This window comes from Stutzerimonas sp. C6.4V, assembly GCF_058536345.1.
Window position 1 is genome coordinate 1578232 of the sequence record NZ_JBZUBM010000001.1, and the last position, 22091, is coordinate 1600322.

The 22091-nt window shown below is 58.2% G+C and carries 24 protein-coding genes; 9 read left to right on the forward strand and 15 right to left on the reverse strand.

Features of this window, described 5'->3' with window-relative positions:
* Positions 1-87: 87 nt before the first annotated feature.
* Entirely contained in the window at positions 88-1182 is a 1095-nt protein-coding gene (locus AC4LFW_RS07510; RefSeq protein ID WP_125882712.1) for a hypothetical protein, read from the reverse strand.
* 160 nt (positions 1183-1342) lie between these two features.
* Positions 1343-2236, reverse strand: a complete 894-nt coding sequence (locus tag AC4LFW_RS07515) for an AraC family transcriptional regulator (protein WP_158188559.1) — start codon at positions 2234-2236, stop codon at positions 1343-1345.
* Between the two features lie 137 nt (positions 2237-2373).
* Between AC4LFW_RS07515 and AC4LFW_RS07520 the strand changes: the two genes are divergently transcribed.
* From AC4LFW_RS07520 to AC4LFW_RS07530, 3 genes are read left to right on the forward strand one after another with little or no spacing between them, the layout of a single operon-like run.
* Positions 2374-3117, forward strand: a complete 744-nt coding sequence (locus AC4LFW_RS07520) for an SDR family NAD(P)-dependent oxidoreductase (RefSeq protein WP_158188558.1) — start codon at positions 2374-2376, stop codon at positions 3115-3117.
* Positions 3118-3136: 19 nt separating this feature from the next.
* Positions 3137-3538, forward strand: coding sequence for a VOC family protein (locus AC4LFW_RS07525; protein ID WP_158188557.1), 402 nt, complete (start codon positions 3137-3139; stop codon positions 3536-3538).
* Positions 3535-4512: a saccharopine dehydrogenase family protein gene (locus AC4LFW_RS07530; RefSeq protein WP_158188556.1), complete on the forward strand. Its 978-nt coding sequence runs from the start codon at positions 3535-3537 to the stop codon at positions 4510-4512. The genes AC4LFW_RS07525 and AC4LFW_RS07530 overlap by 4 nt, the downstream gene beginning before the upstream one ends.
* Here the strand turns inward: AC4LFW_RS07530 and AC4LFW_RS07535 are convergent.
* Positions 4499-5146, reverse strand: a complete 648-nt coding sequence (locus tag AC4LFW_RS07535) for a TetR/AcrR family transcriptional regulator (RefSeq protein WP_158188555.1) — start codon at positions 5144-5146, stop codon at positions 4499-4501. The genes AC4LFW_RS07530 and AC4LFW_RS07535 overlap by 14 nt on opposite strands.
* A 161-nt stretch (positions 5147-5307) precedes the next feature.
* Between AC4LFW_RS07535 and AC4LFW_RS07540 the strand changes: the two genes are divergently transcribed.
* The 3 genes from AC4LFW_RS07540 to AC4LFW_RS07550 all read left to right on the forward strand — a co-directional run bounded on the left by AC4LFW_RS07540 (position 5308) and on the right by AC4LFW_RS07550 (position 7257).
* Positions 5308-6048, forward strand: a complete 741-nt coding sequence (locus AC4LFW_RS07540) for an SDR family NAD(P)-dependent oxidoreductase (protein ID WP_158188554.1) — start codon at positions 5308-5310, stop codon at positions 6046-6048.
* Between the two features lie 158 nt (positions 6049-6206).
* Positions 6207-6617: a VOC family protein gene (locus tag AC4LFW_RS07545; protein ID WP_158188553.1), complete on the forward strand. Its 411-nt coding sequence runs from the start codon at positions 6207-6209 to the stop codon at positions 6615-6617.
* A gap of 145 nt (positions 6618-6762) precedes the next feature.
* Positions 6763-7257: a nuclear transport factor 2 family protein gene (locus tag AC4LFW_RS07550; RefSeq protein ID WP_158188552.1), complete on the forward strand. Its 495-nt coding sequence runs from the start codon at positions 6763-6765 to the stop codon at positions 7255-7257.
* A 112-nt stretch (positions 7258-7369) separates the two neighbouring features.
* Here AC4LFW_RS07550 and AC4LFW_RS07555 read toward each other — a convergent pair whose 3' ends face one another.
* Together AC4LFW_RS07555 and AC4LFW_RS07560 are read right to left on the reverse strand one after the other, a co-directional pair.
* Complete coding sequence (locus tag AC4LFW_RS07555; RefSeq protein WP_491818497.1) at positions 7370-7681, reverse strand: hypothetical protein; 312 nt, start codon at positions 7679-7681, stop codon at positions 7370-7372.
* Positions 7682-7857: 176 nt separating this feature from the next.
* Positions 7858-8996 (reverse strand): IS3 family transposase gene (locus AC4LFW_RS07560; protein WP_158188550.1). Its coding sequence is split into 2 segments (ribosomal slippage): positions 7858-8747 and positions 8747-8996, totalling 1140 coding nucleotides; the frame shifts between segments, so codons are not numbered across the junction.
* Positions 8997-9128: 132 nt separating this feature from the next.
* On the opposite strand from AC4LFW_RS07560, the gene AC4LFW_RS07565 reads away from it, so the two are divergent.
* Complete coding sequence (locus AC4LFW_RS07565) at positions 9129-9488, forward strand: histone-like nucleoid-structuring protein, MvaT/MvaU family (RefSeq protein WP_158188549.1); 360 nt, start codon at positions 9129-9131, stop codon at positions 9486-9488.
* A 503-nt stretch (positions 9489-9991) separates the two neighbouring features.
* Here the strand turns inward: AC4LFW_RS07565 and AC4LFW_RS07570 are convergent.
* The gene (locus AC4LFW_RS07570) at positions 9992-10405 is read right to left on the reverse strand and encodes a DoxX family protein (protein WP_158188548.1); all 414 of its coding nucleotides are present in this window, start codon (positions 10403-10405) and stop codon (positions 9992-9994) included.
* Positions 10406-10488: 83 nt separating this feature from the next.
* Complete coding sequence (locus AC4LFW_RS07575; protein ID WP_158188547.1) at positions 10489-11118, reverse strand: NADPH-dependent F420 reductase; 630 nt, start codon at positions 11116-11118, stop codon at positions 10489-10491.
* A gap of 104 nt (positions 11119-11222) precedes the next feature.
* On the opposite strand from AC4LFW_RS07575, the gene AC4LFW_RS07580 reads away from it, so the two are divergent.
* On the forward strand, positions 11223-12143 hold the full coding sequence (locus tag AC4LFW_RS07580) for a LysR family transcriptional regulator (RefSeq protein ID WP_158188546.1): 921 nt from the start codon (positions 11223-11225) through the stop codon (positions 12141-12143).
* A 55-nt stretch (positions 12144-12198) separates the two neighbouring features.
* On the opposite strand, the gene AC4LFW_RS07585 is transcribed toward AC4LFW_RS07580, so the two are convergent.
* The 8 genes from AC4LFW_RS07585 to AC4LFW_RS07620 form a co-directional block, all read right to left on the reverse strand.
* Complete coding sequence (locus AC4LFW_RS07585; RefSeq protein WP_158188545.1) at positions 12199-12396, reverse strand: tautomerase family protein; 198 nt, start codon at positions 12394-12396, stop codon at positions 12199-12201.
* Positions 12397-12643: 247 nt separating this feature from the next.
* Complete coding sequence (locus AC4LFW_RS07590) at positions 12644-13564, reverse strand: SphA family protein (RefSeq protein ID WP_423835318.1); 921 nt, start codon at positions 13562-13564, stop codon at positions 12644-12646.
* A gap of 102 nt (positions 13565-13666) precedes the next feature.
* Positions 13667-15118: an aldehyde dehydrogenase gene (locus AC4LFW_RS07595; protein WP_158188544.1), complete on the reverse strand. Its 1452-nt coding sequence runs from the start codon at positions 15116-15118 to the stop codon at positions 13667-13669.
* 27 nt (positions 15119-15145) lie between these two features.
* Positions 15146-16291, reverse strand: a complete 1146-nt coding sequence (locus AC4LFW_RS07600; protein WP_158188543.1) for an NAD(P)-dependent alcohol dehydrogenase — start codon at positions 16289-16291, stop codon at positions 15146-15148.
* 44 nt (positions 16292-16335) lie between these two features.
* Positions 16336-17271, reverse strand: a complete 936-nt coding sequence (gene catA, locus AC4LFW_RS07605) for a catechol 1,2-dioxygenase (RefSeq protein WP_158188542.1) — start codon at positions 17269-17271, stop codon at positions 16336-16338.
* Between the two features lie 88 nt (positions 17272-17359).
* Positions 17360-18634 (reverse strand): salicylate 1-monooxygenase, encoded by a 1275-nt coding sequence (gene salA, locus AC4LFW_RS07610; protein WP_491818498.1) that lies wholly within the window; start codon positions 18632-18634, stop codon positions 17360-17362.
* A gap of 319 nt (positions 18635-18953) precedes the next feature.
* On the reverse strand, positions 18954-19865 hold the full coding sequence (locus tag AC4LFW_RS07615; protein ID WP_128121794.1) for a LysR family transcriptional regulator: 912 nt from the start codon (positions 19863-19865) through the stop codon (positions 18954-18956).
* 91 nt (positions 19866-19956) lie between these two features.
* Complete coding sequence (locus AC4LFW_RS07620; RefSeq protein WP_491818499.1) at positions 19957-20823, reverse strand: LysR family transcriptional regulator; 867 nt, start codon at positions 20821-20823, stop codon at positions 19957-19959.
* 145 nt (positions 20824-20968) lie between these two features.
* Between AC4LFW_RS07620 and AC4LFW_RS07625 the strand changes: the two genes are divergently transcribed.
* Positions 20969-22090 (forward strand): muconate cycloisomerase family protein, encoded by a 1122-nt coding sequence (locus AC4LFW_RS07625; protein ID WP_158188540.1) that lies wholly within the window; start codon positions 20969-20971, stop codon positions 22088-22090.
* Position 22091 lies beyond the last annotated feature (1 nt).

Here is a 22091-nt window from a genome sequence, read left to right on the forward strand (position 1 = left end):
ACTGCAGCATAAGACACCCGACATTGAAAAGAGCAATGTCAGTCCAGCAGCGGTTAGGCAAGACCATGTTCTGAAGGCTTGGGGTAGTCAGGTAATGGTGACAAGGCGAAGGATGCGGTCGACCGGGCGGTACTCCAGGGCCACAACTACACGTTCCGGGTGGCCGCCAACTCGCGGGAACTCAAGCAGGATGTTGAATTTGCTGAGCTGATGGGTCGGTTGGCTCACCCACTCGAGGTTGTACAGGTAGTTCATCCGCAGCTTGCTTCGGATTGCGGTTTCAAGCTCGGCCTTGGTCAGTTCTGCCAAGCCGGCCTTTCGCAGTTTTCCTAGTTTCGTGGTCTGAAGGTACTTCTCGAACTTGGCATCCTCAATGAGGACCGTGAACTCTGCCAGCGGTGCTACAGCAGGCGACATGGCCCTTACCGCGACCTCCAGGTCGTCGTCGGTGACATCGAGCAGCAGGCGTTCAGGCTTGTACGAGAGGAATGTGCCGAAGTAGATCGACTGAATGCTCCTGAGTCGGAAACCCTGTTTCACGTAGTCATTCTGGTGGAGCTTAAAGTCCTGCGTGTTCGGTCGATCATCTTCGTGCCCCATGATGACTGTACCGCCATGCTTGATCACATAATTCATCAGGTTCAGCGAGGTGAAGGTTTTGGCTGCGCTTGAGTAAGTGCACGGCAAGTAGCCTACGTAGGCAGGAAGCTGCTGGAGTTTGGTGTCGACGGCAGCAATAGCACCTTCGGACAGGTTGTTCACGTACAAGACGAAGCACGTATCGGGCAGACGGAAACTCGGTTTTATGCTGACTACTGCGGGATCCAGCAGCTTGCGCGCAAGCTGATCGCCTGAGCCGAAAAGCTCTCCACCCAAGATGCTTTGGGTCGTTTGGGCATCCAGCGCGCTAAATAGCGCTTCGGCGCACTCCACTCCAGGCACGAAGCTCCGGGCACAAAGATCCGTATCGAAAAGGAACGCCGCCTCGTGCTTTGTTGGTTGCGGGGTCAGGGCTGTCCTGAGCGAGGCGTAGTCGATCCCCTTGGCTTTAAGGATACCGACGCACTCGCCATGAAAATTCTGTATTTCAGCAAAGGTACGTGCATCGCTGAGGGAAAAGCACTCACGCATTACAGGGAGCAGAATGTTGCCGCGAGCGTTCAGGGTATGAATTGAGGGCATGTCGTAGTACCTACAGCGCGAGTTCGTAAGCATACGCGTTCAGGCATCCCCTTCCGGAAGCTTTCCCCCGTTACGAACAGGCAGCTATTGGCCGACTGCTGCCTTTCACTGTTCGTTTAGGCAAAAGCCTCAGGAAGTTTTTCGCGTCTCCTTCCACCCGTTAATTTCTGGACGCCTTCGCTTCCCCGAGAATTCTTCGTGCGTCGCTGGCAGGAGGGAGGCCAAACACCCGCGCATAATCCCGGCTGAACTGTGTGGGGCTTTCATAGCCCACCTCGCATGCCGCGGCCGTGACGCTTCTGGCGCTGGCCACCATGAGCATCCGCGCCTGAAGCAATCGCACACGTTTTTGATATTGCAACGGACTCAAGGTCGTCACCGCTTTGAAGTGACGGTGAAAGGCCGAGACGCTCATCGCCGCTTTTTGCGCCAGACTTTCAACCCTGATGGGCTCCGCAAAGTCTCGGCGGATCCACTGAATGGCCAGATTTACTCGAGCCATGGCGGTATCCGGCGCTGCGATTTCCCGCAACATCCAACCATGGGGGCCTTGCAACACGCGAAACAGAATCTCGCGTTCGTACGCTGGAGCGAGGGCTGCGATGTCATCTGGGTTGCCCATCAATCGCAACATGCGCACCCAGGCATCCATCAGCTCTGGCGTAACGGCAGCTACTGAAAAACCGGGGTCGCTTTCATGATGCCCGACGGGTTTGGGCAGGTCCGCCAGCAGGGTGGATAACACAGCGGGGTCAAGCGTCAGGCTGATGGCCAGATAGGGCTCGCCTGATTCCGCAGGGTGCACCGTGCCCACTGCGGGCAGCTCGATGGACATGACGAAATAGGTCGCCGGGTCATACCGCAGCGTGCGATCGCCCACGGTCATGGTTTTGCTGCCCTGCAGGATCAGGTTGATCATCGGGTCATAGACCGCCGCCAGCATGTGTTCGGGAATCTTGCCCTGGACCATGGCGACGCGAGGAATGCCCGTCTCCGTGCGGCGGTTTTCGGCCTTGGCGGCGAGGATGCGGAGTTCGTTCAGTTGATCGTTCATGCCGGCCATGCTGAATGGCGAAGCGCGAGCAGCGCAAGCAAAAAGCAGAAACAGGCAGGTTTCGAGTAGGAACGGCTGCGTTCGCCATGGCGATGCTCATTACTGTGGAGGCTCATTCAAAAGTCAGGGAGCACGTCATGGGCGTTATCGTCATTACCGGAGGCAGTCGAGGGATTGGTGCCAGCGCAGCGGAACACGCCGCCCGGCGCGGCATGGGCGTCATCCTCACCTACAACCACCATCCAGACGCCGCCGAGGAGGTGGTGCGACGCATCGAGCAAGCCGGCGGCGAGGCCGTTGCGCTGAAGCTCGACGTAGGTGATGTCGGAAGTTTCGAGGCGTTCCGGGAGGCGGTCCTCGCTGCGCTCCATCACACCTGGGGTACGACTACCCTCGCAGGTTTGGTGAATAACGCCGGTTACGGCCTGTTCAACCCGTTGGCCTCGGTCAGCGAGGCGCAGTTCGATGGACTGTTCAATATTCATCTCAAAGGTCCTTTCTTCCTGACGCAGACATTGCTGCCGCTACTGGAAGAAAACGCCAGCATCGTCAACCTGACCAGCGCCACCACACGCGTGGCCACGGCCGGGGTGGCGCCTTATGCGGCGTTCAAGGGTGGGCTGGAAGTGCTTACGCGCTATATGGCCAAGGAGTTCGGTGATCGGCGTATCCGGGCCAATGCGGTTTCCCCAGGGGCGATTCGAACCGAGTTGGGCGGCGGGCTCAATGATGAGTTCGAAGCGATGCTGGCCGCGCAAACGGCGCTGGGCAGGGTCGGTGAGCCCGAAGATGTGGCTCGGATCATCGTCATGCTGTTGTCGGAAGAGGGCGCTTGGATCAATGCCCAGTCCATTGAAGTCGCGGGCGGCTACATCATCTGAACGATTAGGAGACGTTGCCATGCTGGATCATATTTTTCTGTCTGTGAGCGAGATCGAGCGCTCCATTCGTTTCTACGAGGCGGCCTTGGCGCCGCTCGGCATCACTGCTCGCCTGGACTACGACGGCAAGGACGGCCCGCCTGGGCATCCGGACCTGAAAGGATTCGGCGCCAATGGCCGGATGTTTTTCTGGTTGCGCGAGGGGGACGTTGAAGGGCGCGCTGTGCATGTCGGTTTTGTCGCAGACAGCAAAGCCCAGGCTGAAGCTGCCTATGCGGCCGCATTGGCCCACGGCGCGGTCGATAACGGCGCACCGGGCGCACGGCTGCATTACGACCCGAACTACTACGCGGCCAATGTTCTGGACCCTGACGGGTACAGCCTGGAATTCGTCTACAAGAACTGGCAGCACGTCCAATGAAGACGTTAATGATCTATGGCGCAACCGGCTACATGGGGCGCATGGCGGCCGAGTATGCCGTAGCGCAGGGACTGGAAATCGTCATTGCCGGGCGCAGCCACGACAAGCTGCGCGTGCTGGCTGCCCAGTTGGACGTTCCTTATCGCGTGTTCACGCCCGATGCCCGAACAGCCGAATCCCTGGAGGGCATCGGCGTACTGGTGAACTTTGCCGGGCCCTTCGTGCAGACCGCCGATGCCTTGATGCGGGCCTGCATCAAGGCTGGCGTCGACTATCTGGATATCACGGCCGAGATCAATGTGTACCGGTTGGCTGAGCGATTGGGCGGTGAGGCGGCCGAGTCGGGTGTCATGCTGCTGCCTGGCGTTGGCTGGGACGTGGTGCCGACGGACTGCCTCGCGGTGTATGTCGCTCGCCGTGTGCAGGATCCGCAGTCACTTAGCATCGCACTTCAGGTCGCGGGTTCCATGTCGCGTGGCTCCGCCATGAGCGTCAGCGAGATCATTGGAGCGGGGCTCCTAGCACGGATTGACGGGCAGCTTGTGGCAACACCCGATGCGCAACCGCGACACTTCGATTTTGGCGATGGCCTGGAACTGTGTGCGCCGCTGTCCTTCGGTGATCTGGTCACCGGCTGGCACTCCACCGGCATTCCCAACATTTCAATGTTTGTGCATTTTTCCGGCGAACCCTTCCCAGAAGGAAACCTCTCACAGGTCCCCGAGGGTCCGGACGCGCAACAACGTGAAGCTCATCGCGCCCGAGCAGTGGCCGAGGTGACCGGCGCTGACGGCACTGTCGCGCGTTCAGTGATCGAAACCGTCAATGGCTACACCTACACGCCGCTTGCGGCAGTAGAGGCGGCACGCCGGGTAATGAGTGGTGAACGACGGCCGGGTTTCGAGACGCCAGCAAAGCTGCTGGGCGTCGGATTCGCCGAGAGCATCGCCGGTACGGCTATCACTGATCGCTGATTCTGCCGGGGTAGCGGCCATGCTCGGTGGCTCCGGAATCCGCAGCACTGTCGCTTGCCTCGAGCTCATGGGCAAGCAGCCTGCCGGCAATCCGCGCCACGTCCACCAGGCGCTCACTGGACATGCCACTGCATGCTGCCGCAGACAGCCCCCGCAGGGTGATCAGCATGTAGTCAGCCAGCGCCTGCGCGGCGTCCGGGCATACCTGATCCAGGTAGCGGCGGATCGCCTGGATTCCGGCGTCGCCGAATTTCTCGGCCGTGTTTCGAGCGACCGGATCGTCCGCGCGCATGCCTTCGGTGATCAGGCAGCCACGCAAAGCGCTATCTCGCCCGTACTGCTGCGCAGCAGCAACCAGTAGAGAGGTTAGCGCTTCTGCGGGAGGGCGATCCGGTGCCAGCAATCTGTCCATCGGGAGCGCGTTTTCACCGGCGTAGCGATGCATCGCGCGCTCGAACAGCTCGGCCTTGCTGCCATAGGCGGCGTAAAAGCTTGGCGGCTTGATGTTCATGGCCTCGGTCAGGTCGGCCAGGCTGACCGCGTCGAAACCACGCTGATGAAACATTGCCTGTGCGATGGCTATACCTCGCTCCCGGTCGAAGGCGGGGCGGCGCTGCCTGGGTTTTTCGTTCATGGCTGTCTCTCGAGGTTGATACGACAACTGTAGCGATCGCTACATACAAGTTCAAATACGTTCTTGCCTGGTCGATTGAATTTAGTGATCGCTAAATAGTTTGCGGATAACCATGGCTCCATGTAGTGTTCGCTACATATTCACTCGTTGAGGTATTTCTCATGCAATTCAAAAACAAGGTTGTGCTGGTCACTGGCGGTTCTTCGGGCCTCGGCTTTGCGATCGCCGAAGCGTTCGCCAGCCAGGGCGCCGACCTGATCATCACCGGGCGTCGCCAGCCTCAGCTCGACGAAGCCGTGAGCCGCCTCGGTGGGAATGCGTCTGCCGTGCGGACCGATATCTCGAATCCTGCCGACCTCGCCGAACTGTTTACGCATATCAGAGCGGTCCACGGCCGTATCGATGTGCTAATCGCCAACGCCGGGATGGGTGAAGTCGAGCCTCTGGGGGCAATCACTGAAGCGGGTTTCGATCGGGTGTTCGCAACCAATGTCAAAGGCACCACGTTTACCGTGCAGGGGGCGTTGCCGTTGATGGGCGAGGGGAGCAGCGTCGTCATCATCGGCTCGACTTCTTCGATCAATCCGGGGCCTGGCATGAGCGTCTACGGAGCCACCAAGGCAGCCTTACGCGCGATGGTGAGGAGCTGGATTCTCGACATCAAAGGCTCGGGCGTACGCATTAACTTGCTCAGCCCGGGGCCAGTGGACACCCCGTCCCTACGCGACGTGCTTGGCGAAAACGCTCAGCAGGTGATCGATGTGTTCAACGAGAAGAGCACGCTCGGAAGGATCGGCCAGGTGCACGAGATCGGGCAGACCGCGCTCTTCCTGGCGAGCGATGCGTCGAGTTACATCAACGGCGCCGAGCTGTTCGCCGACGGCGGCGCCTCCCAGGTCTGATCGGCTAGGAGTAGCCGCTTTGCCCCTCGCTAATCTCCATAAAACCTAGGAGAACTAGCCTGCTCCTAAATACGGCCGCGCCGTGCTGTCGGCGATGCTCGCTGTAGGTAGCGAATTTACGAATCTGCCGAACAATCGGCGCCTTAAGGAGTTACCTGATGAGTGAGTTTGCTGGGTCGGCAATTGATCACATGGGCATCAGTGTGTCGGACATGTCGCAGGCGCGTGATTTCTACGAGCAGTCGCTTAAGCCGCTGGGGATCACATTGATGATGAGCATTGATGCCGATCCTCCACGATCGAAGCCTCGGCGCCTGGGGTTCGGATCTGCAGGTAAGCCTTTTCTCTGGCTGCAACACGCGGCTATCGCCAGTTGCGGGGCGCACATAGCGTTGATCGCGCAGAGTCATGAGGCGGTCGACGCATTCCATGCGGCTGCCATTGCCGCTGGCGGGAAGGACAACGGAGCGCCGGGGATCAGGCCCCGTTACCACTCTGATTATTACGCGGCCTATGTACTGGGCCCTGACGGAGTGAATCTGGAGGCTGTTTGCCAGCTGTCGACTTGAGCGCCAGGGCCCACATCGAGTGCCTAACGGGCGTAGTTCTTGGCCAGCGATGCGGCCAGCCATATCAACGCGTCGAGCTATTCGCCGAGGGGGGGCTTCCCAGAATTGAATCCTGTTTACCGACATTATCCTTGGAGTATTTGATATGACTGATAGCACCAACCAGCGGGATCTCGTGGCACGCCTGGATGCCGAAAGCGCGATCCATCGCCTCCACGCCATCTATATCCATCGTCTCGACAACGGTGACTTTGAGGGCGTGGCAGACGTTCTCAAACATGCCGTTATTCATGTGCTAGGCAACGAGGCATCGACTGTCGAAGGACTGCTGGCGTTTTTCAACGCGGGTCTGCAGGTCCATGGGGATGGCACTCCGCGTACGTGGCACTCCATTACCAACCAGCTCATTGACGTGGACCCGTCCGGTGAAAGGGCGAGTTCGGCAAGTTACTACACGGTTCATCAGCAGGTCGATGACTTCCCGTTACAGCCTATCTGCACCGGCAAGTACCTCGATCAGTTTGAGCGGAGTGATGGGGAATGGCGCTTCACCCGGCGGGAAGTCACGCTGCGTTTTGCAGGGGTCCTTCAACACCACGTCAAAGGGGCTCAGAGGGATGCGGTAGCGCAGACCGCCTGATTTAGCCCCCAACGACCGATGAATACGCATGGTGTCTAGGCTAGCTACCGGCACCAATAAGGGCGTAGGTCTTGCCTATGCCAGGAGGCTGGCAGAATTGGGCTTTTCAGACTCAGGCCGAACTACCGCTGTCATTGAAAAAATTATTCCGAGCAACGAGTCCGAAATCTCTGAGATCCTGGTCCTCATCGCTGAACATAAAGTTCACCATGCGCTCTCGTCTGAGGCCGGAAATCGTTCTGAAAAAGCAGGGCTCGCAAAGGTGGACCTCATAGCGCTCGCCATCGTGGGTCGAGCCATAACCCCAACTGGCGCTAAGAGTGCCGAATTGCAATCCATACCCTTCAATACGGGTGCTGTCGCCACAAACGTCGCATAGAACATCGCTGACCGATTCAGTCTGCTCCATAGCTGTGATCTTCATTGGCAACCTCCGTCTTAGTCTACGTACACCATCGCTTATCCGAAACACACTACTCCAGCGAGACCTTGCTCGGTGGGGAAATAGTACGCGAACACGGCCTTTCTTTACTTTGGAAGCGGCAGAACGCAGCAGCGATTTCACACAGTGTGACCTGCCCCCAGTTTTAGTACCGCTGCCTATTTAGTAGGCCCTGGGGTCGATATTAATATTTCCTGTTGCGATTGGTGCTGGCTCGCTCGCCAATGCGCAGCGAATTCTGCCGGGTTGCTATTACCGATAGCGCTGTGCGGTCGGTGTTCGTTGTAGTCCCTTCGCCAGGCCGCGATGCGGATTCTGGCCTCGGCCAGTGAGCAGAACCAGTGCTCGTTCAGGCATTCATCCCGAAACTTGCCGTTGAATGATTCGATGAACGCATTCTGTGTGGGCTTGCCAGGCTGAATCAGCTTCAGCTTGATGTCGCGCTGATAGGCCCATTGATCAAGTGCCTTGCCGGTTAATTCGGGACCCTGGTCGGTGCGGATTGCCTTGGGGTAACCGCGGAATCGGGCCATTTCATCCAATGCGCGAGTAACGCGAAAGCCGCTGATGCCGTGATCCACAAGGATACCCACCGCCTCCTTGGTGAAGTCATCGACCACCGTCAGACATTTGATCCTCCGCCCCGTACTGAGTGCATCGAAGACGAAGTCCATCGACCAGACCTGGTTCGGTGCGCTCGGCAGACTCAGACGTTCGCGCCCCACCGCGACGCCATGGCGACGCCTGCGCCGCTTCATCATCAAGCCAGCAGCTCGATACAGGCGGTAAATCCGCTTGTGGTTGACCTGCATGCCAGCCCGCCGCAGCAGGATATGCAGGCGGCGATAGCCAAAGCGCCGACGCTCCTGGGACAGCTCCACCAACTGGGCTTGCAGATCGGTATTTTGCGCGTTGCCTCGCGGTTGGTAGCGCAACACCGAGCGGGACAGCCCGATCAACTGACAGGCACGGCGCTCGGAGATGCCGGTTCTGGCCTGCATCTCCTGCACCGCCTCCCGCCGGGTTGTCGGGCTTACCCTTTTCCCCGGGCGACCACCTTCAGTGCCTCGATATCCAGATGGGCTTCGGCCAGCAGCTTCTTCAGCCGGCTGTTCTCCAGTTCGAGATCCTTGAGCCGCTTGGCGTCCGGCACGGTCATGCCACCGAACTTGGCACGCCAGGTGTAGAACGAGGCATCACTGAAGCCGTGCCGCCGGCACAGCTCCTTCACCGGCACACCGCCCTCGGCCTGCTTGAGGAAGTCGAGAATCTGTTCTTCGGTAAAACGCTTTTTCACTGCCGTCTCCTGCTCGGAAAACGGACTCTACTAAGTTCAGCGTGGTACTGAAATCGGGGGGCAGGTCAAGTGGAGCAAAGCGTTAGAGTAACTCCACAACGAACTATTGCCCGTTCCGTAGAAAGGTTACCAATGTCCAAACTTGCAGAATACAAAGCGTTAGAGGCCCAGCTCGCAGAACAACTTAAGCAGCTTGATGCTCTGAGAAATGACAAAGAACTTGAGCGCGAAATCGAGTTCGAGGAAAAGCTCCGTAATCTGATGGCCGACTATGGTGTGGGCTTACGCGACATCATTTCTCTACTGGACCCGCAAGCAGGTCGCCCGAATGCCGCTCCGGCTGCTCGCGGGCCGCGGAGACAGCGCCAAGTCAAAATATACAAACATCCCGAAACCAGCGAGATTGTGGAGACAAAGGGCGGTAACCATAACGTTCTGAAGGCTTGGAAAGAGAAGCACGGTGCTAAGGTTGTCGAGGGTTGGCTCCAGTAACCCCTGTGGTCTATCCCGGGTTGAGTGGACTGACCAAACCAGACAAGGTTTACCGAATCCTGAAGAGAACCGGAACTCCCGGTCCGTCGTCGACCAGCTGGCACCGATCGACATCGCCGAGTCACTCTTCGGCCAGCTCCTTCAGCGAAGGCATCTTGTAGTCTCAGACTAAGCAGGGAAGGTTCTTCATGATGCGATTGAGCTCATCGCCTCTTTGCCATTGCTTCCCTGAGTAATTCTGAAGCCTACGTCCTCAAATACCTGGTTCAGAATCTCGCAATCAACTGCTCATCATCGACTATCAAGACGGTGATTATCGGTGGAAAGACTAATCGACCATTAGCGATCTTACCGAGCGAATGTGCCGCTTGATGTTAGTGAACTGCCCGAACGCTATGTGCTCGTTGAGAATGATCGCTACAGCTTTAGTAAATGAAAAACTTCGTCGATGCCCGATTCGGGCACACTTGGTCGGCCGGGCAACAAGGCCGACCAGGTTAACGTTACAGAGGCTGGTTACGTACCGAGCGCTTCAGCGCAAAGGCACCGTCATCCAGCAGAGCCAAAGCCAGAGCAGTGAAGGCCAGAAACACCGGGTATTCCCAACCGCCATTGGCGTTAGTAAAGCTCCACCCGTTGCCGAAGTGCACACTTGCTGCGACCAGTAGTTGCACTGTGGCTATGGCTGCTACCCAGCGCGCATAAACTCCGAGAATAAGAAACAGGCCGCCGACCACTTCGAAGGCAATAACCGGGTACGCAAGAAAGCCTGGGAAACCGATGGACTCAAAGAAACCTGCAGTGCCAGCCGGGGTAAAGACCAGCAGCTTGGTCAGGCCGTGGGCGAGAAACATCACGCCGAGGATCACGCGTAGAACCAGAGCGGCATAAGGGAGGGTGCGATTTGTGGCGGTCATGGGAATTTCCAATAACGTATGAGTGTGGGTTGCCAAGGGCCACAGCCGTTTCGGCCGTAGCGCCAGGCAATGAATAAATGGAATTAACGATTGAGCCAGGTCGGCGCGATTTGGGTGCCGAGGCCGGCGCCATAGCCGAGATAGATGTTCAGTCCGGCCAGCGCCTCGAGATAACGAGCGTTGACCAGACCGCCAGCATCCACGGTTTGCCAACCCAGGCTTTCTGCCAAGGCGGCAGCGTTCTGTTTGGCCCGCGCGCTGTCGCTTGCCAGGAATACGCTGCCCTGTTGGCCGTTGGCAAAGTTGGGGCCGGAGGCCAATACCTGAGCGAACAAGGTGTTGAAACCTTTAACCAGCTCTACGCCGGGCAGCGCCTTGGCAATTTCCTCCGCTGCACTGGTGCTGTGGCCAATGGTCAGGCCCATGTAGTCGGCGGTCAGCGGGTTGGTGATGTCGATGATCACTTTGCCGTCGAGCCTGCCCAGGCCACTCAGTGCGGCTACCGCGTCCTGGTAAGCAGTAGCGACAATCACTACTTCGTTCTGGCCAAGCGCCTGGTCGGCGGCGAACGCTTCGACGTTTGCATGCTGTGCTGCGACGGCGCGCGCCTTGTCCAGATCACGTCCGGTGATGCGAACCTGATGGCCTGCCTGGGATAACTGTTGAGCAAAAGCCGAGCCCATGTTGCCGGTACCGATAAGGGTAATGTTCATGCGGGTATCTCCTGGTGTGCGTTTTGATGGGCTCAGTTTAAAGGTTCGTTAATCGAGATAAAGCTGCTTTAATGTGATTTATAGTTCCGAAAAGTGAGGCAATAATGGATCGAGCACTGGAGATGCAAGTCTTTTGCGCGGTGGTCGACAAGGGGAGCTTCGTCGGCGCCGTTGAAGCGTTAGAAATGTCTAAAGCCGCGGTTTCCAGACACGTGAACGCGCTGGAGGAACGTCTGGGCGTGCGCTTGTTGCAACGCACGACACGACGCTTATCGCTTACAGAAGAGGGGCGGGTTTTCTACCAGCAAGCGCGGGAAGTGTTGGCGTTGATGGGGGAAGCGGAGAGCGCGGTTTCGTCCGGCTCTCATGAGCCTGCTGGCGTCTTGAGAGTGAATGCGCCGGTGAGCTTTGGGGTGTTGCATTTGGCACCGCTCTGGACGCATTTTTTGAGCCTGCACCCAAAACTTGAACTGGATATCAGCCTGAACGATCGTCAGGTCGATCTGGTGGAAGAGGGGTATGACGTCGCAGTACGGATTGCGCGGATGGAGAGTTCATCGCTGGTGGGACGGCGTTTCGCGAGCACTCGGATGCGTCTGTGTGCATCACCGGACTATCTGGCAAACCATACGCCGATGAAAAAACCAGAAGACCTGATTGATCACCGAGTGATTGCCTATAGCAATTTTTCGAGCGGTAGCGAATGGAGTTTTAGCGGGCCGGATGGCGAGCACAAGGTCAGCACACGGTCAGTCATTCGCTGCAATAATGGTGATACCTGCCGAGCCGTTGCGTTGAATGCTGGCGGGATCCTGCTGCAGCCCAGTTTCATGGTTAGCGAGGACATTCGCGAGGGCAGGCTGGTAGAGCTACTACCGGCGTATCGATCCATAGAGCTGGGCATTTATGCGGTTTACCCGACCCGCAAACACTTGGCGTCCAAAGTGCGTGCATTCATCAATTTTCTGGTCGAGCAATTTGAGCACGTCGATTGGGAATCGGACGCCCCCGTGAGGAAGAGTTGAAGTACGGGCTACGAGAACTGATGTCTCGCAGCCCGTTGGGTTTAAGGCGGGAACGTCAATTCTTCTCAGGATCGGCGCCAAACAGCTTGCCGGCTCCTGCCCAGTCAGATGGGGCCACGTCTTCAAAAATGACATAGATATAGTTCGGGTCGGTGCCGGTGTTTTTTACGATGCTTTGAGTGATTTCAGCCGCGACGGCTTCTTTCGCGGCGTGGTCTTTTCCTTCAAACCAGCTAACTCGTACAACAGGCATGGGGTGATCCTCTTTTCAGGGTGGGTGACTCTTCAGCAGGGCTGTCCGCGCGGTACTCCCGGCTAGTCGATAGCAACGCTGAGCACTAAGAAAAGAATAGAAGAGATCCTGATGGCGATAAACACGCTGCCAATCGCCTGTATGTAGAGATTTATTCTCCAATCAGGATCCCTACTAAAGCGCTGGATATGGCCCCGCGAGAATCACACTCCGAACGCACGGTGCTGCTCGGTCCATGCCGAACTGATTAGAGAGGAATGGTCAATTTCAACCAGTAAGCCTCGCCCTCGGCCCGATTACGCACAGCTTGCTCGCGCTGCCATTTGGCAGTAACGAACCAGCCGCTGTCTGCGCTGTATTTAATCGACGGACCGATTGCGAATGCGCGGCCTTTGTTGTCGTTTACGGTGTCGCCAGATTGTTTGTCATCCGTTACCTGGCGATAAACGTAGCCGCCAACGCCTACGACCCAGCCGTTACCAAATCCCCAACCGGCCGAATAGTCGGCATGCGCTTCCTGTCCTGAGCGGTATTCGGTGTCCGGGTTACGGAAGTTGAAGTCGTACATCAGCTTCACATCGAAATTCAACCCAGCAGGATCGACATAGGACAGGGCGGCCAGTGGCTGTACTGCCCAATAGTTGCGTCCGATATTGGCCAAGTCATCCCTGTCATAGCGCCCGGTAGGCGCGAAGAAATCGACCGCATAGATGGCATGCAGCTTGTCGCTGTAGTGATAGCCGAGAGAGGGACCGAAGATAATGTCGCCCATTCCACGACGTCGCTGACTCCGCTCGTTGACCTGAACCTTCAGATCCACGAACGGCACATTGATGTGAAACGCCAGGTCGCCATCCAGGACCTTTTGTTCGGTGACCCAGATCAGTCGTGGCGCCACGACTGCGGCGTCCAGATCGAAATGCGCCACAGCGCTACGACCATCATCATCCCGAAGGCGGTCAGCGCTATATCGTTGTGCGAATACTTGTGTGTAGAAGCCGGGCGGCGGCATCGCTCCGGTCATATAGTTTTCGGCACCCATCGGGTACGAGGAACCGCCGCCTTCTGTGGCGAAAGCGACGGGCGACAGCAGGGCAGCAACGGTGCCTGTCAACAGGCGCGAGGAGGGGTTGTAATGGGCACGCATTACGGAGAGAAGATCGTTCATATGCACCACTTTATTGTTGTAGTCGGTGACGTATCGGTAATCGCACTTGAATCGCCGACGTAGCGGCGAAGGCCGACACTCGTGCCGGCCCGAATCGTAGAATCAGAACGGGTAGGGCTGATCGGAAGGTTCTACCGTGACCCACTTGACCTCGGTGAACTCCTCGATCACGGCGCTTCCGTCGAAGCGTCCGTAACCACTTTTCTTCATGCCGCCGTAAGGCGCCTGCGGCTCGTTCTGCACGGTTGCACCGTTGATGTGTACGCACCCTGCGTCCAGGCGCGCGGCCAGATTGAGTGCCTTGGTGACGTTGGCACTGAAGATCGAGGAGGAGAGCCCGTATGCGGTGTCGTTGGCGACTTCCAAAGCCTGCTCTGCGTCCTTGACGCGCACGATGGTGGTTACCGGGCCGAAGGTTTCCTCATCGTAAATGTCCATGTCCCGGGTCACTCGGTCGACCAATGTCGGAGCCATCAGAGCGGTTTCTGCCAGGCCTCCAGCAACGATCTGCGCCCCTTTACCAATGGCGTCGTCGAGCAGCTGATTGATACGCTGCACGGAACCCTGAGCGATCATCGGGCCAATCACACACGCCGCGGATTCGCTGGGCACGTTGGTTTCCAGCGCAGCCACTCGCGCCGAAAAGCGCGATACGAAATCGTCAGCAACGCGCTCATCGACCACGAATCGCTCGGTCGACATGCAGATCTGCCCCTGGTAGAGAAACGCACCGAATACGGCAGCGTTCACTGCGCCTTCGATATCGGCATCATCCAGCACGATGAAGGGCGCCTTGCCCCCCAGTTCCAGCAGGCAGCGCTTCAGATGGGTCGCGCAGGTCTGCGCGATCATTCGCCCGACCTTGGTCGAGCCGGTGAAGTTGACGCGGCGAACGCTGTCATGGGCGACCAGCGCTTCGGTCACGGCTGCCGCGTCTTCAGGTGCGCTTATCAGGAAGTTCAACACGCCCGCCGGCAAACCCGCTTCATAGAAGGCTTCCGCTAACAGCGCGTGGGTACGCGGGCTGTTTTCCGATCCTTTGAAAATCACCGTATTGCCACAGGCCAACGGGTACGCAATGGCCCGAGCACCGAGTATGACCGGGCCGTTCCACGGCACGATGCTCAACACGGTGCCTACCGGCTGACGCAACGTCATCGACAAGGCGCCAGGTTTGTCGGTTGGAATGGTTTCACCCTTTATCTGGGTAGTTAGCGCCGCGGCCTCCCGCATCAAGCCTGCCGAGGCGCCTACGTTGAACTGGGCCCATAGCTGCGACGCACCGATTTCTTCCGCCATAACCGTGCAGAAGTCGGCCATCTTGGCTTCCAATGCATCGGCGGCAGCTAGCAGGATGCGGCGGCGCTCAGTAGGCCCTGTGTTCGACCAGGTGCGAAATGCACGCGCGGAGGATTCGGCTGCTTGTAGTGCATCTTCAACGCTGCAGGCGGCACCGACGCTGACAGTCTTGCCGTTCAACGGATCGATCCGCTGAAAGGTCTTGCCGTCAGAAGCATCACGCTTGCTGTTATCAATGGTGAGTTGAACGGTCATGAAGGTTCCTCGGAATGAATAGGTGGGTCAGGCGGTAGTGGAACTGGGCATGCGAAGGATCGGCTTGATCGTCACGCCGTTCTCGCTGTCGGCCATTGCCTGATTGATTTCGTCGAATGGGTAGAACTTGCAGAGCTTGTCGAAGGGGAAGCGACCCTGCAGGTACAGGTCGACCAGCTTGGGAATGAACGCCTTGGCCACGACGTCGCCCTGGACTATTCCCATGATCCGCTTGCCCGGAATCATCACGTCATTGATGTTGAAGGACACTTCGGTACCCATCTTGGTCGCGCCAACGATGCCGCAGGTGCCAAGGATGCTGATCGAATCGATCGCCTGACGGAGCACTTCGGCACGACCGGAACATTCGAGGCTGTAGTTGGCGCCGCCATCGGTAATGGCATGCACACGCTGTACCGCGTCTTCCTCGCGACTGTTGATGATGTGGGTAGCGCCGAGCTCGAGGGCCAGCTCCAGCCGACTGGGCGTCACATCGACTGCAATGATCGTGGTAGCGCCTGCGACTCTTGCTGCCATGATTGCAGCCAGGCCTACAGCGCCCGCGCCAAAGGCGACGAAACTTGAGCCAGCCTCAACCCTAAGGGCGTTAAGCACTGAACCTGCCCCGGTTTGAATGCCGCAACCCAATGGCCCTAGCAGCTCCAAGGGCGCCTCTTTGGGAACTTTCACCACGTTCCGCTCGTTTGCCATTGCATGAGTCGAGAAGGACGACTGGCCGAAGAAGTGATCATGGATCGGATGTTCATCGGCGCAGCTGCAACTGGAGGTGCTGCCGTCGATCCGACCGCCACCGAAGTTGAGCGGATGCATATGCGAGCAATGCGCTGGATGCCCGGTTTCGCAGGGCGAGCATAGGCCGCAGGACATATACGTCATCACTACATGGTCACCGGGGGCGACGGTGGTCACTGCCGATCCTACGGCTTCCACGACGCCGGCCCCTTCGTGGCCAAGGACGATCGGCAACGGCGTGGGAAACAGCTGATCCCGCACCACCATATCGGTATGGCAGACACCGGTAGCGACCACGCGCACGCGGACTTCGGTAGGTGCAGGAGCGCCTAACGTGGCGCTTTCGATTTGCAAAGGAGCGCCGGCTTCGCGAAGAACGGCGACTTGAACGGTTAACGGCTGAGCGTTGAGCTGGGACATTGTCTTTTCCTCAGGTAATGGGCGTAGGCGGTCAGCTTTTCTGCTCAATCCTGTAAGGCGCGCGGCCGCTGGCTGCGCTGGGTGGCCTGCTCGCTGCGCGCTGGTCGCAGCTGGAAGTCAAAGTTCATCTCGGCAAAGCGCCCCTCCACATTGCGCTGAGCACTTTGAGCGGGGTCTTCGATAAAGCGTATTTCGCCAATCAAACCGTCGCGGGTCGCGTAGGCAAAGTCATCCCAAAGATGGTCGTCATTGGAAAGGTTGATCTGCGTGGTGAGGTGCTCGAAGCCTGGCGCCGAGATGAAAAAATGCACGTGGGCGGGTCGTTGACCATGTCGACCGAGCTGGTCCAGGCAGGCTTGGGTCGGGCCGGCGGGATCACAACCATAACCGGACGGTACGATGCTACGGGCGCGGTAGCGGCCTTCGGCATCGGTCAGAATCCGGCGACGCAGGTTGAAATCGGATTGGCTCTTGTCGAAGTACGAGTAGTTGCCTTTGGTATCGGCCTGCCAGAGGTCGACAGTCGCGCCGGCGATGGGGTTTCCTTGCATATCCAGGACGCGACCTTCGAGAAACATCACCGTCGCAACACCGTCCTCGCTTCCGTCATCCATCCGCACCTCGCCTTCGGACAGCGGCGCACCGGCAACATATAGCGGACCTTCAATCGTCCGCGGAGTACCGCCGGAAACACCGGAAGCCTCGTCGCGTGCATCGGCCAACAGATCAAGGAAATGCTCGACGCCAAGGCCTGCAACCAGCAACCCGGCTTCGTTGCTTCCTCCCAGGCGATTCAGATAGCTGACCCCGGCCCAGAATTCGTCATCTGTGATCTGCAGGTCTTCGATAATGCGTGCGGTTTCCTGCAGGATCCGCAGGACGATCTCTTTATTGCGGGGGTTACCACCGGTGTTGTCCAAACCGGCCGCCTGGCGAAAGAATTGCTGAAGTTCAGGCTGATGAGAGATACGAGTTGTCATGAGCAAAGCACCTGTTGTTTTTATCGGTAGTTTTGAGGGCAGGCGGACGGCAGGCCTGCATCGGAATCGACTTCAGTTGCTGGGGGCCCTACCAGCCCAACTGCGCGCGCGCCGACTGAAGGTCTGATTGCATGTCGTGGCTCCATAGCCAGTCGAAGCGTTCTGCCAGGGTTTTTCCGAGCAATGCTTCGTTATCTGCTACAGCGGGGTCGCGAAATTCATAGAGTTCGCCGGCCTGCCACGACGTTCGCTGCACGCGGCACGCTCGCGGCCGACGTATCGAGTCGTAGGCGTTGAGGACATCAGCGGGTGGGGAGCTAAGAATCTGCGGGTCGCTGAGCAAGCGAGCCAGGAGCCAGGCGTCTTCAAGGCCCTGACCGGCGCCTGCGCCTTGGTGTGGCAGCATCGCATGTGCAGCATCACCAATAAGGCCGACCTGCCCATGAACGTAGCCCGGCAATTCCTCGAGGTCGTGAAGTGCCCACAGGGTAGGGTGGGGGATGGACTCCAGAAGTGCGCGAGCGGCGTCCCCCCAGTCTGCGAAAGCCTCCAGCATCTCCTGCTGGGAAGCATTACGCACCCAGGGTGCGTCGCTCGGCCATACTGGCTTGTCGCTACTGCGGTCGGACACAAAGGCGACGACATTAATCAGTCGGCCTTGCTTAACCGGGAAGGTCAGGATGTGCGCGTCGAGCCCCAAGTACATCTGCGGAACATTGACCAGGTGCTCATCCAGACCGCGTGCACGATAGGTCTCGCGCAGTTGCTGGCTATCGATCATGCCCCTGTAGGCGCACGTCCCGCTGAATCGCGGTGACGCCATGGGCTGTCCGAGGCCCTCCAGGACGTGGTCTCGTATGGAGGACTTGATGCCATCGGCAGCGATCAGGATGTCGCAGCTGTGGCTGCTTCCGTCAGTAAAAAATACGTGAGCCTGAGTACCGTCCTGCTCGACCCGAACGGCCCGTTTGCCGAACTGAGCGATGCCATCAGGCAGCTCGCTGGCCAATACATCCAGGAAGTCTGCGCGGTGCACTGAGGATTGCCCGACGCCTGCTGCGACGCTGGCACCGAGGTAACCGGCGTCTCGGCCTTTGCGCCATTCGAACCAGATGTCCTGCCAAGGAGCAGGGGTGCGGTCGGCTACTCGTTGGTAGGGCTCACCGATACCCAGCCCTTTAATCGCTTGAACCGCGTTGGCGCCAAAGGAGACGCCAGCGCCCACTTCGCCGAAGGCTGGGGCGGCCTCGAAGAGCTGTACGTGAAGGTGGGAATGACGGCATAGATCTAGCGCAAGGGCGACGCCGGCGATGCCGCCACCAACGATGCCAATACGCATCGCAGGAGGAGAAGACAGGTGCATAGCAAGGTTCTCATTGGATTTATTTTGTTGGAATGCCTCCACTATCTGGTCGTGTTGCGCGCCCCGTAAATACCGCAATGCCTATGTTGAATATGCCGGTTGTGAATATTGCTTGGTGTTCGTCCTGGAAGAGGTCAGGTTTTGTCGACGCAGAGATGCCTATAAAAATTGGGCAGAGCTTTCGCTTACTACGCGGTGGGAGTGGCGAAGGAACGCTGCAGATCAGGTGGTCTAACAGAGGGTTAAAACGCGTCTGCCAAAGGATTGACGTAGCTCTACCGTCGGCGACGGAACGCAACAGGCGAGGTCAGGCGGGTGGTTACGCGGCCGAGTCTGAAAACAGATCAAACATCAGTTGGCGAATCCAGCGATTGGCCGGGTCCTTGTTGTACTTGGCGTGCCAGAACAGATTGATCGCAATTTCTGGCAAAGGCATAGGTGGAGGTAACAGCACGAGGTCGAACGGTCCGGCACAACTGCTGGCGAATCGCTCCGGCACGGTCGCAATCAAATTGGATTGCTTCAGGATATGTCCCACTGCAACGAAGTGCGGCACCTCGAGGCGGATATTGCGCTGGGCACCGGCACGCTGAATGAACGCATCGGCCTCGCCATGCCCTGTGTTCGCCGCGACGACCCTGACATGCTCATAGCTTGAATAGGCTTCCAGGGTGAACGGCTGTTTCGTAGCTGGGTGATCGCGTCGGCAAAGGCAAACATACTGGTGGTGGAACAATCTACGTTGGAAAAAACCCGCTTGAAGATTCGGCAGGAGGCCGACGGCTACGTCAACAGCGCCGCTCTGCAAATCTTCAGCCAGCGTATCGGTGTTGCTTCGCACCGTACTCACCAAGCAATGAGGCGCTAAGCGAGAGAGTGCGTTCATCAGCTTTGGCATGAAGTAGATCTCGCCGATGTCCGTCATCGCCAGTGTGAAGGTGCGCCTTGCCGTCAAGGGGTCGAACTGCTCCTCATGCTTGAATGCTTCACGCAAGGTTTCTATGGCGAGGGTGATCGAGTCGGCGAGTTGTAACGCGTAGGGGGTGGGCTCCATACCGTGATGGGTGCGCACGAAAAGTTCGTCGTTCAGCGCTTTGCGCAATCGCTTCAACGCATTACTTGTCGCGGGCTGCGTGAGCCCAAGGCTGTCGGCAGCAGTCGACACTCGGCGGTCAATAAGCAGCTGGTTAAAAACCAGCAAAAGGTTCAGGTCTAGGTCGCGTAGTTCCATTATTCAACCTGCATCAATTTTCTGCATTTATCGGATCGATGTTCGGGTTACGCCCGCTTTGTGCATTGATAACTAACCTACGGCCTACGGCCTACGTCATCGACATCAGTTTGAGGCAGCGCTGGACGATGTTGCTGATATCGCCAGCGCGCCGGCTGAGGATGATTGGAGACACCGCCTCCCTTTCCTCAATGGCTGCGTAGGCGATATCAGCGCGGTGCTGTTGTTGAACACATGCTGGCACCAGTGTCACGCCGAGACCAGCCGCCACAAGACCAATAGCGGTTTGCAATTCATTGGCCCATTGCGACACCTGGATACCCATCCCGTGGTTGGCGAACAATGCCAGCACGTGATCGGCATAACTCGGTCGCGGATTTGCGGGATACAGAACGAAGGGTTCGCGGGACAACCGGTCAAGCGTGACGGGTTGATCCAGCAAACGGTGCCCAACAGGTACAACGGCTACCAGACGATCTTCACTGAGAACCTGCTGGTGAATAGCTGGGCCATCGAAATGAATTCGCCCAAAGCCGATATCGATACGTCCACTTTTGAGGGCTTCAATCTGTTGTAGCGTGGTCATCTCGTGCAGCCCCAGCTCGAGATCGGGGTCTCGACGCAGATCCCGTATCAATTCAGGAAGCGCCGCATAAAGTGTAGAAGGGGCAAAGCCTATACCCAGCCACTGGCGTTTCCCCTCACCTATACGCCGAGTGTGCTCGCATACCTGCTGAAATTGGCGTAGCAGCGTCCCGCTCTGCTCATAAAAGTAACGGCCGGCTTCGGTTAATTGGAGAGGGCGACTGCGCTCCAACAACTCCGTCCCCAAAAACTCTTCAAGCTGCTGAATCTGTCGACTCAGTGGGGGCTGGGCGATGTTCAGGCGCTCGGCCGCGCGGGTGAAGTTCAGGGTTTCGGCGACTGCTTGGAAGTAGCGCACATGCCGAAGCTCCATGATACCTCCTAGGTATAGTACGAGATAAAAACGATATTGGACCTTGAATACACGGTAGCGGGATTCTAACCGGCCTGAAAACAAGATTCTTCAGGTATCAAGCATCGTTTCTTGGACCGCTATTTCATAGCAAACGGAAGCCAAAATGACTTCACCCCGAATCGTGAGCCTCGAGTCGATCATCGTCGACTTGCCGACCATCCGCCCGCACAAGCTGGCGATGCACACCATGCAGCAGCAGACGCTGGTGATCATCCGCCTGCGTTGCAGCGACGGTATCGAAGGCATCGGCGAGTCCACCACCATCGGTGGCCTGGCCTACGGCAACGAAAGCCCTGAAAGCATCAAGCAGAACATCGACAGCCATCTTGGCCCGCTTCTGGTGGGTCAGGATGCAGCGAATATCAACGCCGCCATGCTGCGTCTGGATAAGGCTGCCAAGGGCAACACCTTTGCCAAGTCCGGCCTGGAAAGCGCGCTACTCGACGCCCAGGGCAAACGCCTCGGACTGCCCGTCAGCGAGCTGCTGGGTGGCCGCGTGCGCGACAGCCTGGAAGTGGCCTGGACCCTGGCCAGCGGTGACACCGAGAAAGACATCGCTGAAGCTGAACAGATGCTCGACATCCGCCGCCACCGCATCTTCAAGCTGAAGATCGGTGCGAACGAGGTGAACGCTGACCTCAAGCACGTCATCGCGATCAAGAAAGCGCTGGGCGAGCGCGCCAGCGTGCGTGTCGACGTTAACCAGTACTGGGACGAATCCCAGGCAATCCGTGCCTGCCAGATTCTTGGTGACAACGGCATCGACCTGATCGAGCAACCGATCTCACGGATAAACCGCAGCGGGCAGGTGCGCCTGAATCAACGCAGCCCGGCGCCGATCATGGCCGACGAATCCATCGAAAGCGTCGAGGATGCCTTCAGCCTCGCAGCGGACGGCGCGGCCAGTATCTTCGCCCTGAAGATAGCCAAGAACGGCGGGCCACGTCCCGTGCTGCGCACCGCGCAGATCGCCGAGGCGGCCGGGATCGCGCTGTACGGCGGGACCATGCTCGAAGGCGCCATCGGCACCCTGGCTTCGGCCCACGCATTCGTCACCCTGAACAAACTGACCTGGGGCACCGAGCTGTTCGGGCCGCTGTTGCTCACCGAAGAAATCGTCACCGAGGCGCCGGTCTATCGCGACTTCCAACTGGAAGTGCCGCGCACGCCGGGCCTTGGTCTGACGCTCGATGAAGAGCGCCTGGCGTTCTTCAGCCGCACGTGAT

What these genes read in the sequence shown, in the direction of transcription:
- AC4LFW_RS07510 (WP_125882712.1), bottom strand. Translation starts at nt 1,182, where the DNA reads ATGCCCTCAATTCATACCCTGAACGCTCGCGGCAACATTCTGCTCCCT.
- AC4LFW_RS07515 (WP_158188559.1), bottom strand. Translation starts at nt 2,236, where the DNA reads ATGAACGATCAACTGAACGAACTCCGCATCCTCGCCGCCAAGGCCGAA.
- AC4LFW_RS07520 (WP_158188558.1), top strand. Translation starts at nt 2,374, where the DNA reads ATGGGCGTTATCGTCATTACCGGAGGCAGTCGAGGGATTGGTGCCAGC.
- AC4LFW_RS07525 (WP_158188557.1), top strand. Translation starts at nt 3,137, where the DNA reads ATGCTGGATCATATTTTTCTGTCTGTGAGCGAGATCGAGCGCTCCATT.
- AC4LFW_RS07530 (WP_158188556.1), top strand. Translation starts at nt 3,535, where the DNA reads ATGAAGACGTTAATGATCTATGGCGCAACCGGCTACATGGGGCGCATG.
- AC4LFW_RS07535 (WP_158188555.1), bottom strand. Translation starts at nt 5,146, where the DNA reads ATGAACGAAAAACCCAGGCAGCGCCGCCCCGCCTTCGACCGGGAGCGA.
- AC4LFW_RS07540 (WP_158188554.1), top strand. Translation starts at nt 5,308, where the DNA reads ATGCAATTCAAAAACAAGGTTGTGCTGGTCACTGGCGGTTCTTCGGGC.
- AC4LFW_RS07545 (WP_158188553.1), top strand. Translation starts at nt 6,207, where the DNA reads ATGAGTGAGTTTGCTGGGTCGGCAATTGATCACATGGGCATCAGTGTG.
- AC4LFW_RS07550 (WP_158188552.1), top strand. Translation starts at nt 6,763, where the DNA reads ATGACTGATAGCACCAACCAGCGGGATCTCGTGGCACGCCTGGATGCC.
- AC4LFW_RS07555 (WP_491818497.1), bottom strand. Translation starts at nt 7,681, where the DNA reads ATGAAGATCACAGCTATGGAGCAGACTGAATCGGTCAGCGATGTTCTA.
- AC4LFW_RS07565 (WP_158188549.1), top strand. Translation starts at nt 9,129, where the DNA reads ATGTCCAAACTTGCAGAATACAAAGCGTTAGAGGCCCAGCTCGCAGAA.
- AC4LFW_RS07570 (WP_158188548.1), bottom strand. Translation starts at nt 10,405, where the DNA reads ATGACCGCCACAAATCGCACCCTCCCTTATGCCGCTCTGGTTCTACGC.
- AC4LFW_RS07575 (WP_158188547.1), bottom strand. Translation starts at nt 11,118, where the DNA reads ATGAACATTACCCTTATCGGTACCGGCAACATGGGCTCGGCTTTTGCT.
- AC4LFW_RS07580 (WP_158188546.1), top strand. Translation starts at nt 11,223, where the DNA reads ATGGATCGAGCACTGGAGATGCAAGTCTTTTGCGCGGTGGTCGACAAG.
- AC4LFW_RS07585 (WP_158188545.1), bottom strand. Translation starts at nt 12,396, where the DNA reads ATGCCTGTTGTACGAGTTAGCTGGTTTGAAGGAAAAGACCACGCCGCG.
- AC4LFW_RS07590 (WP_423835318.1), bottom strand. Translation starts at nt 13,564, where the DNA reads ATGAACGATCTTCTCTCCGTAATGCGTGCCCATTACAACCCCTCCTCG.
- AC4LFW_RS07595 (WP_158188544.1), bottom strand. Translation starts at nt 15,118, where the DNA reads ATGACCGTTCAACTCACCATTGATAACAGCAAGCGTGATGCTTCTGAC.
- AC4LFW_RS07600 (WP_158188543.1), bottom strand. Translation starts at nt 16,291, where the DNA reads ATGTCCCAGCTCAACGCTCAGCCGTTAACCGTTCAAGTCGCCGTTCTT.
- catA (WP_158188542.1), bottom strand. Translation starts at nt 17,271, where the DNA reads ATGACAACTCGTATCTCTCATCAGCCTGAACTTCAGCAATTCTTTCGC.
- salA (WP_491818498.1), bottom strand. Translation starts at nt 18,634, where the DNA reads ATGCACCTGTCTTCTCCTCCTGCGATGCGTATTGGCATCGTTGGTGGC.
- AC4LFW_RS07615 (WP_128121794.1), bottom strand. Translation starts at nt 19,865, where the DNA reads ATGGAACTACGCGACCTAGACCTGAACCTTTTGCTGGTTTTTAACCAG.
- AC4LFW_RS07620 (WP_491818499.1), bottom strand. Translation starts at nt 20,823, where the DNA reads ATGGAGCTTCGGCATGTGCGCTACTTCCAAGCAGTCGCCGAAACCCTG.
- AC4LFW_RS07625 (WP_158188540.1), top strand. Translation starts at nt 20,969, where the DNA reads ATGACTTCACCCCGAATCGTGAGCCTCGAGTCGATCATCGTCGACTTG.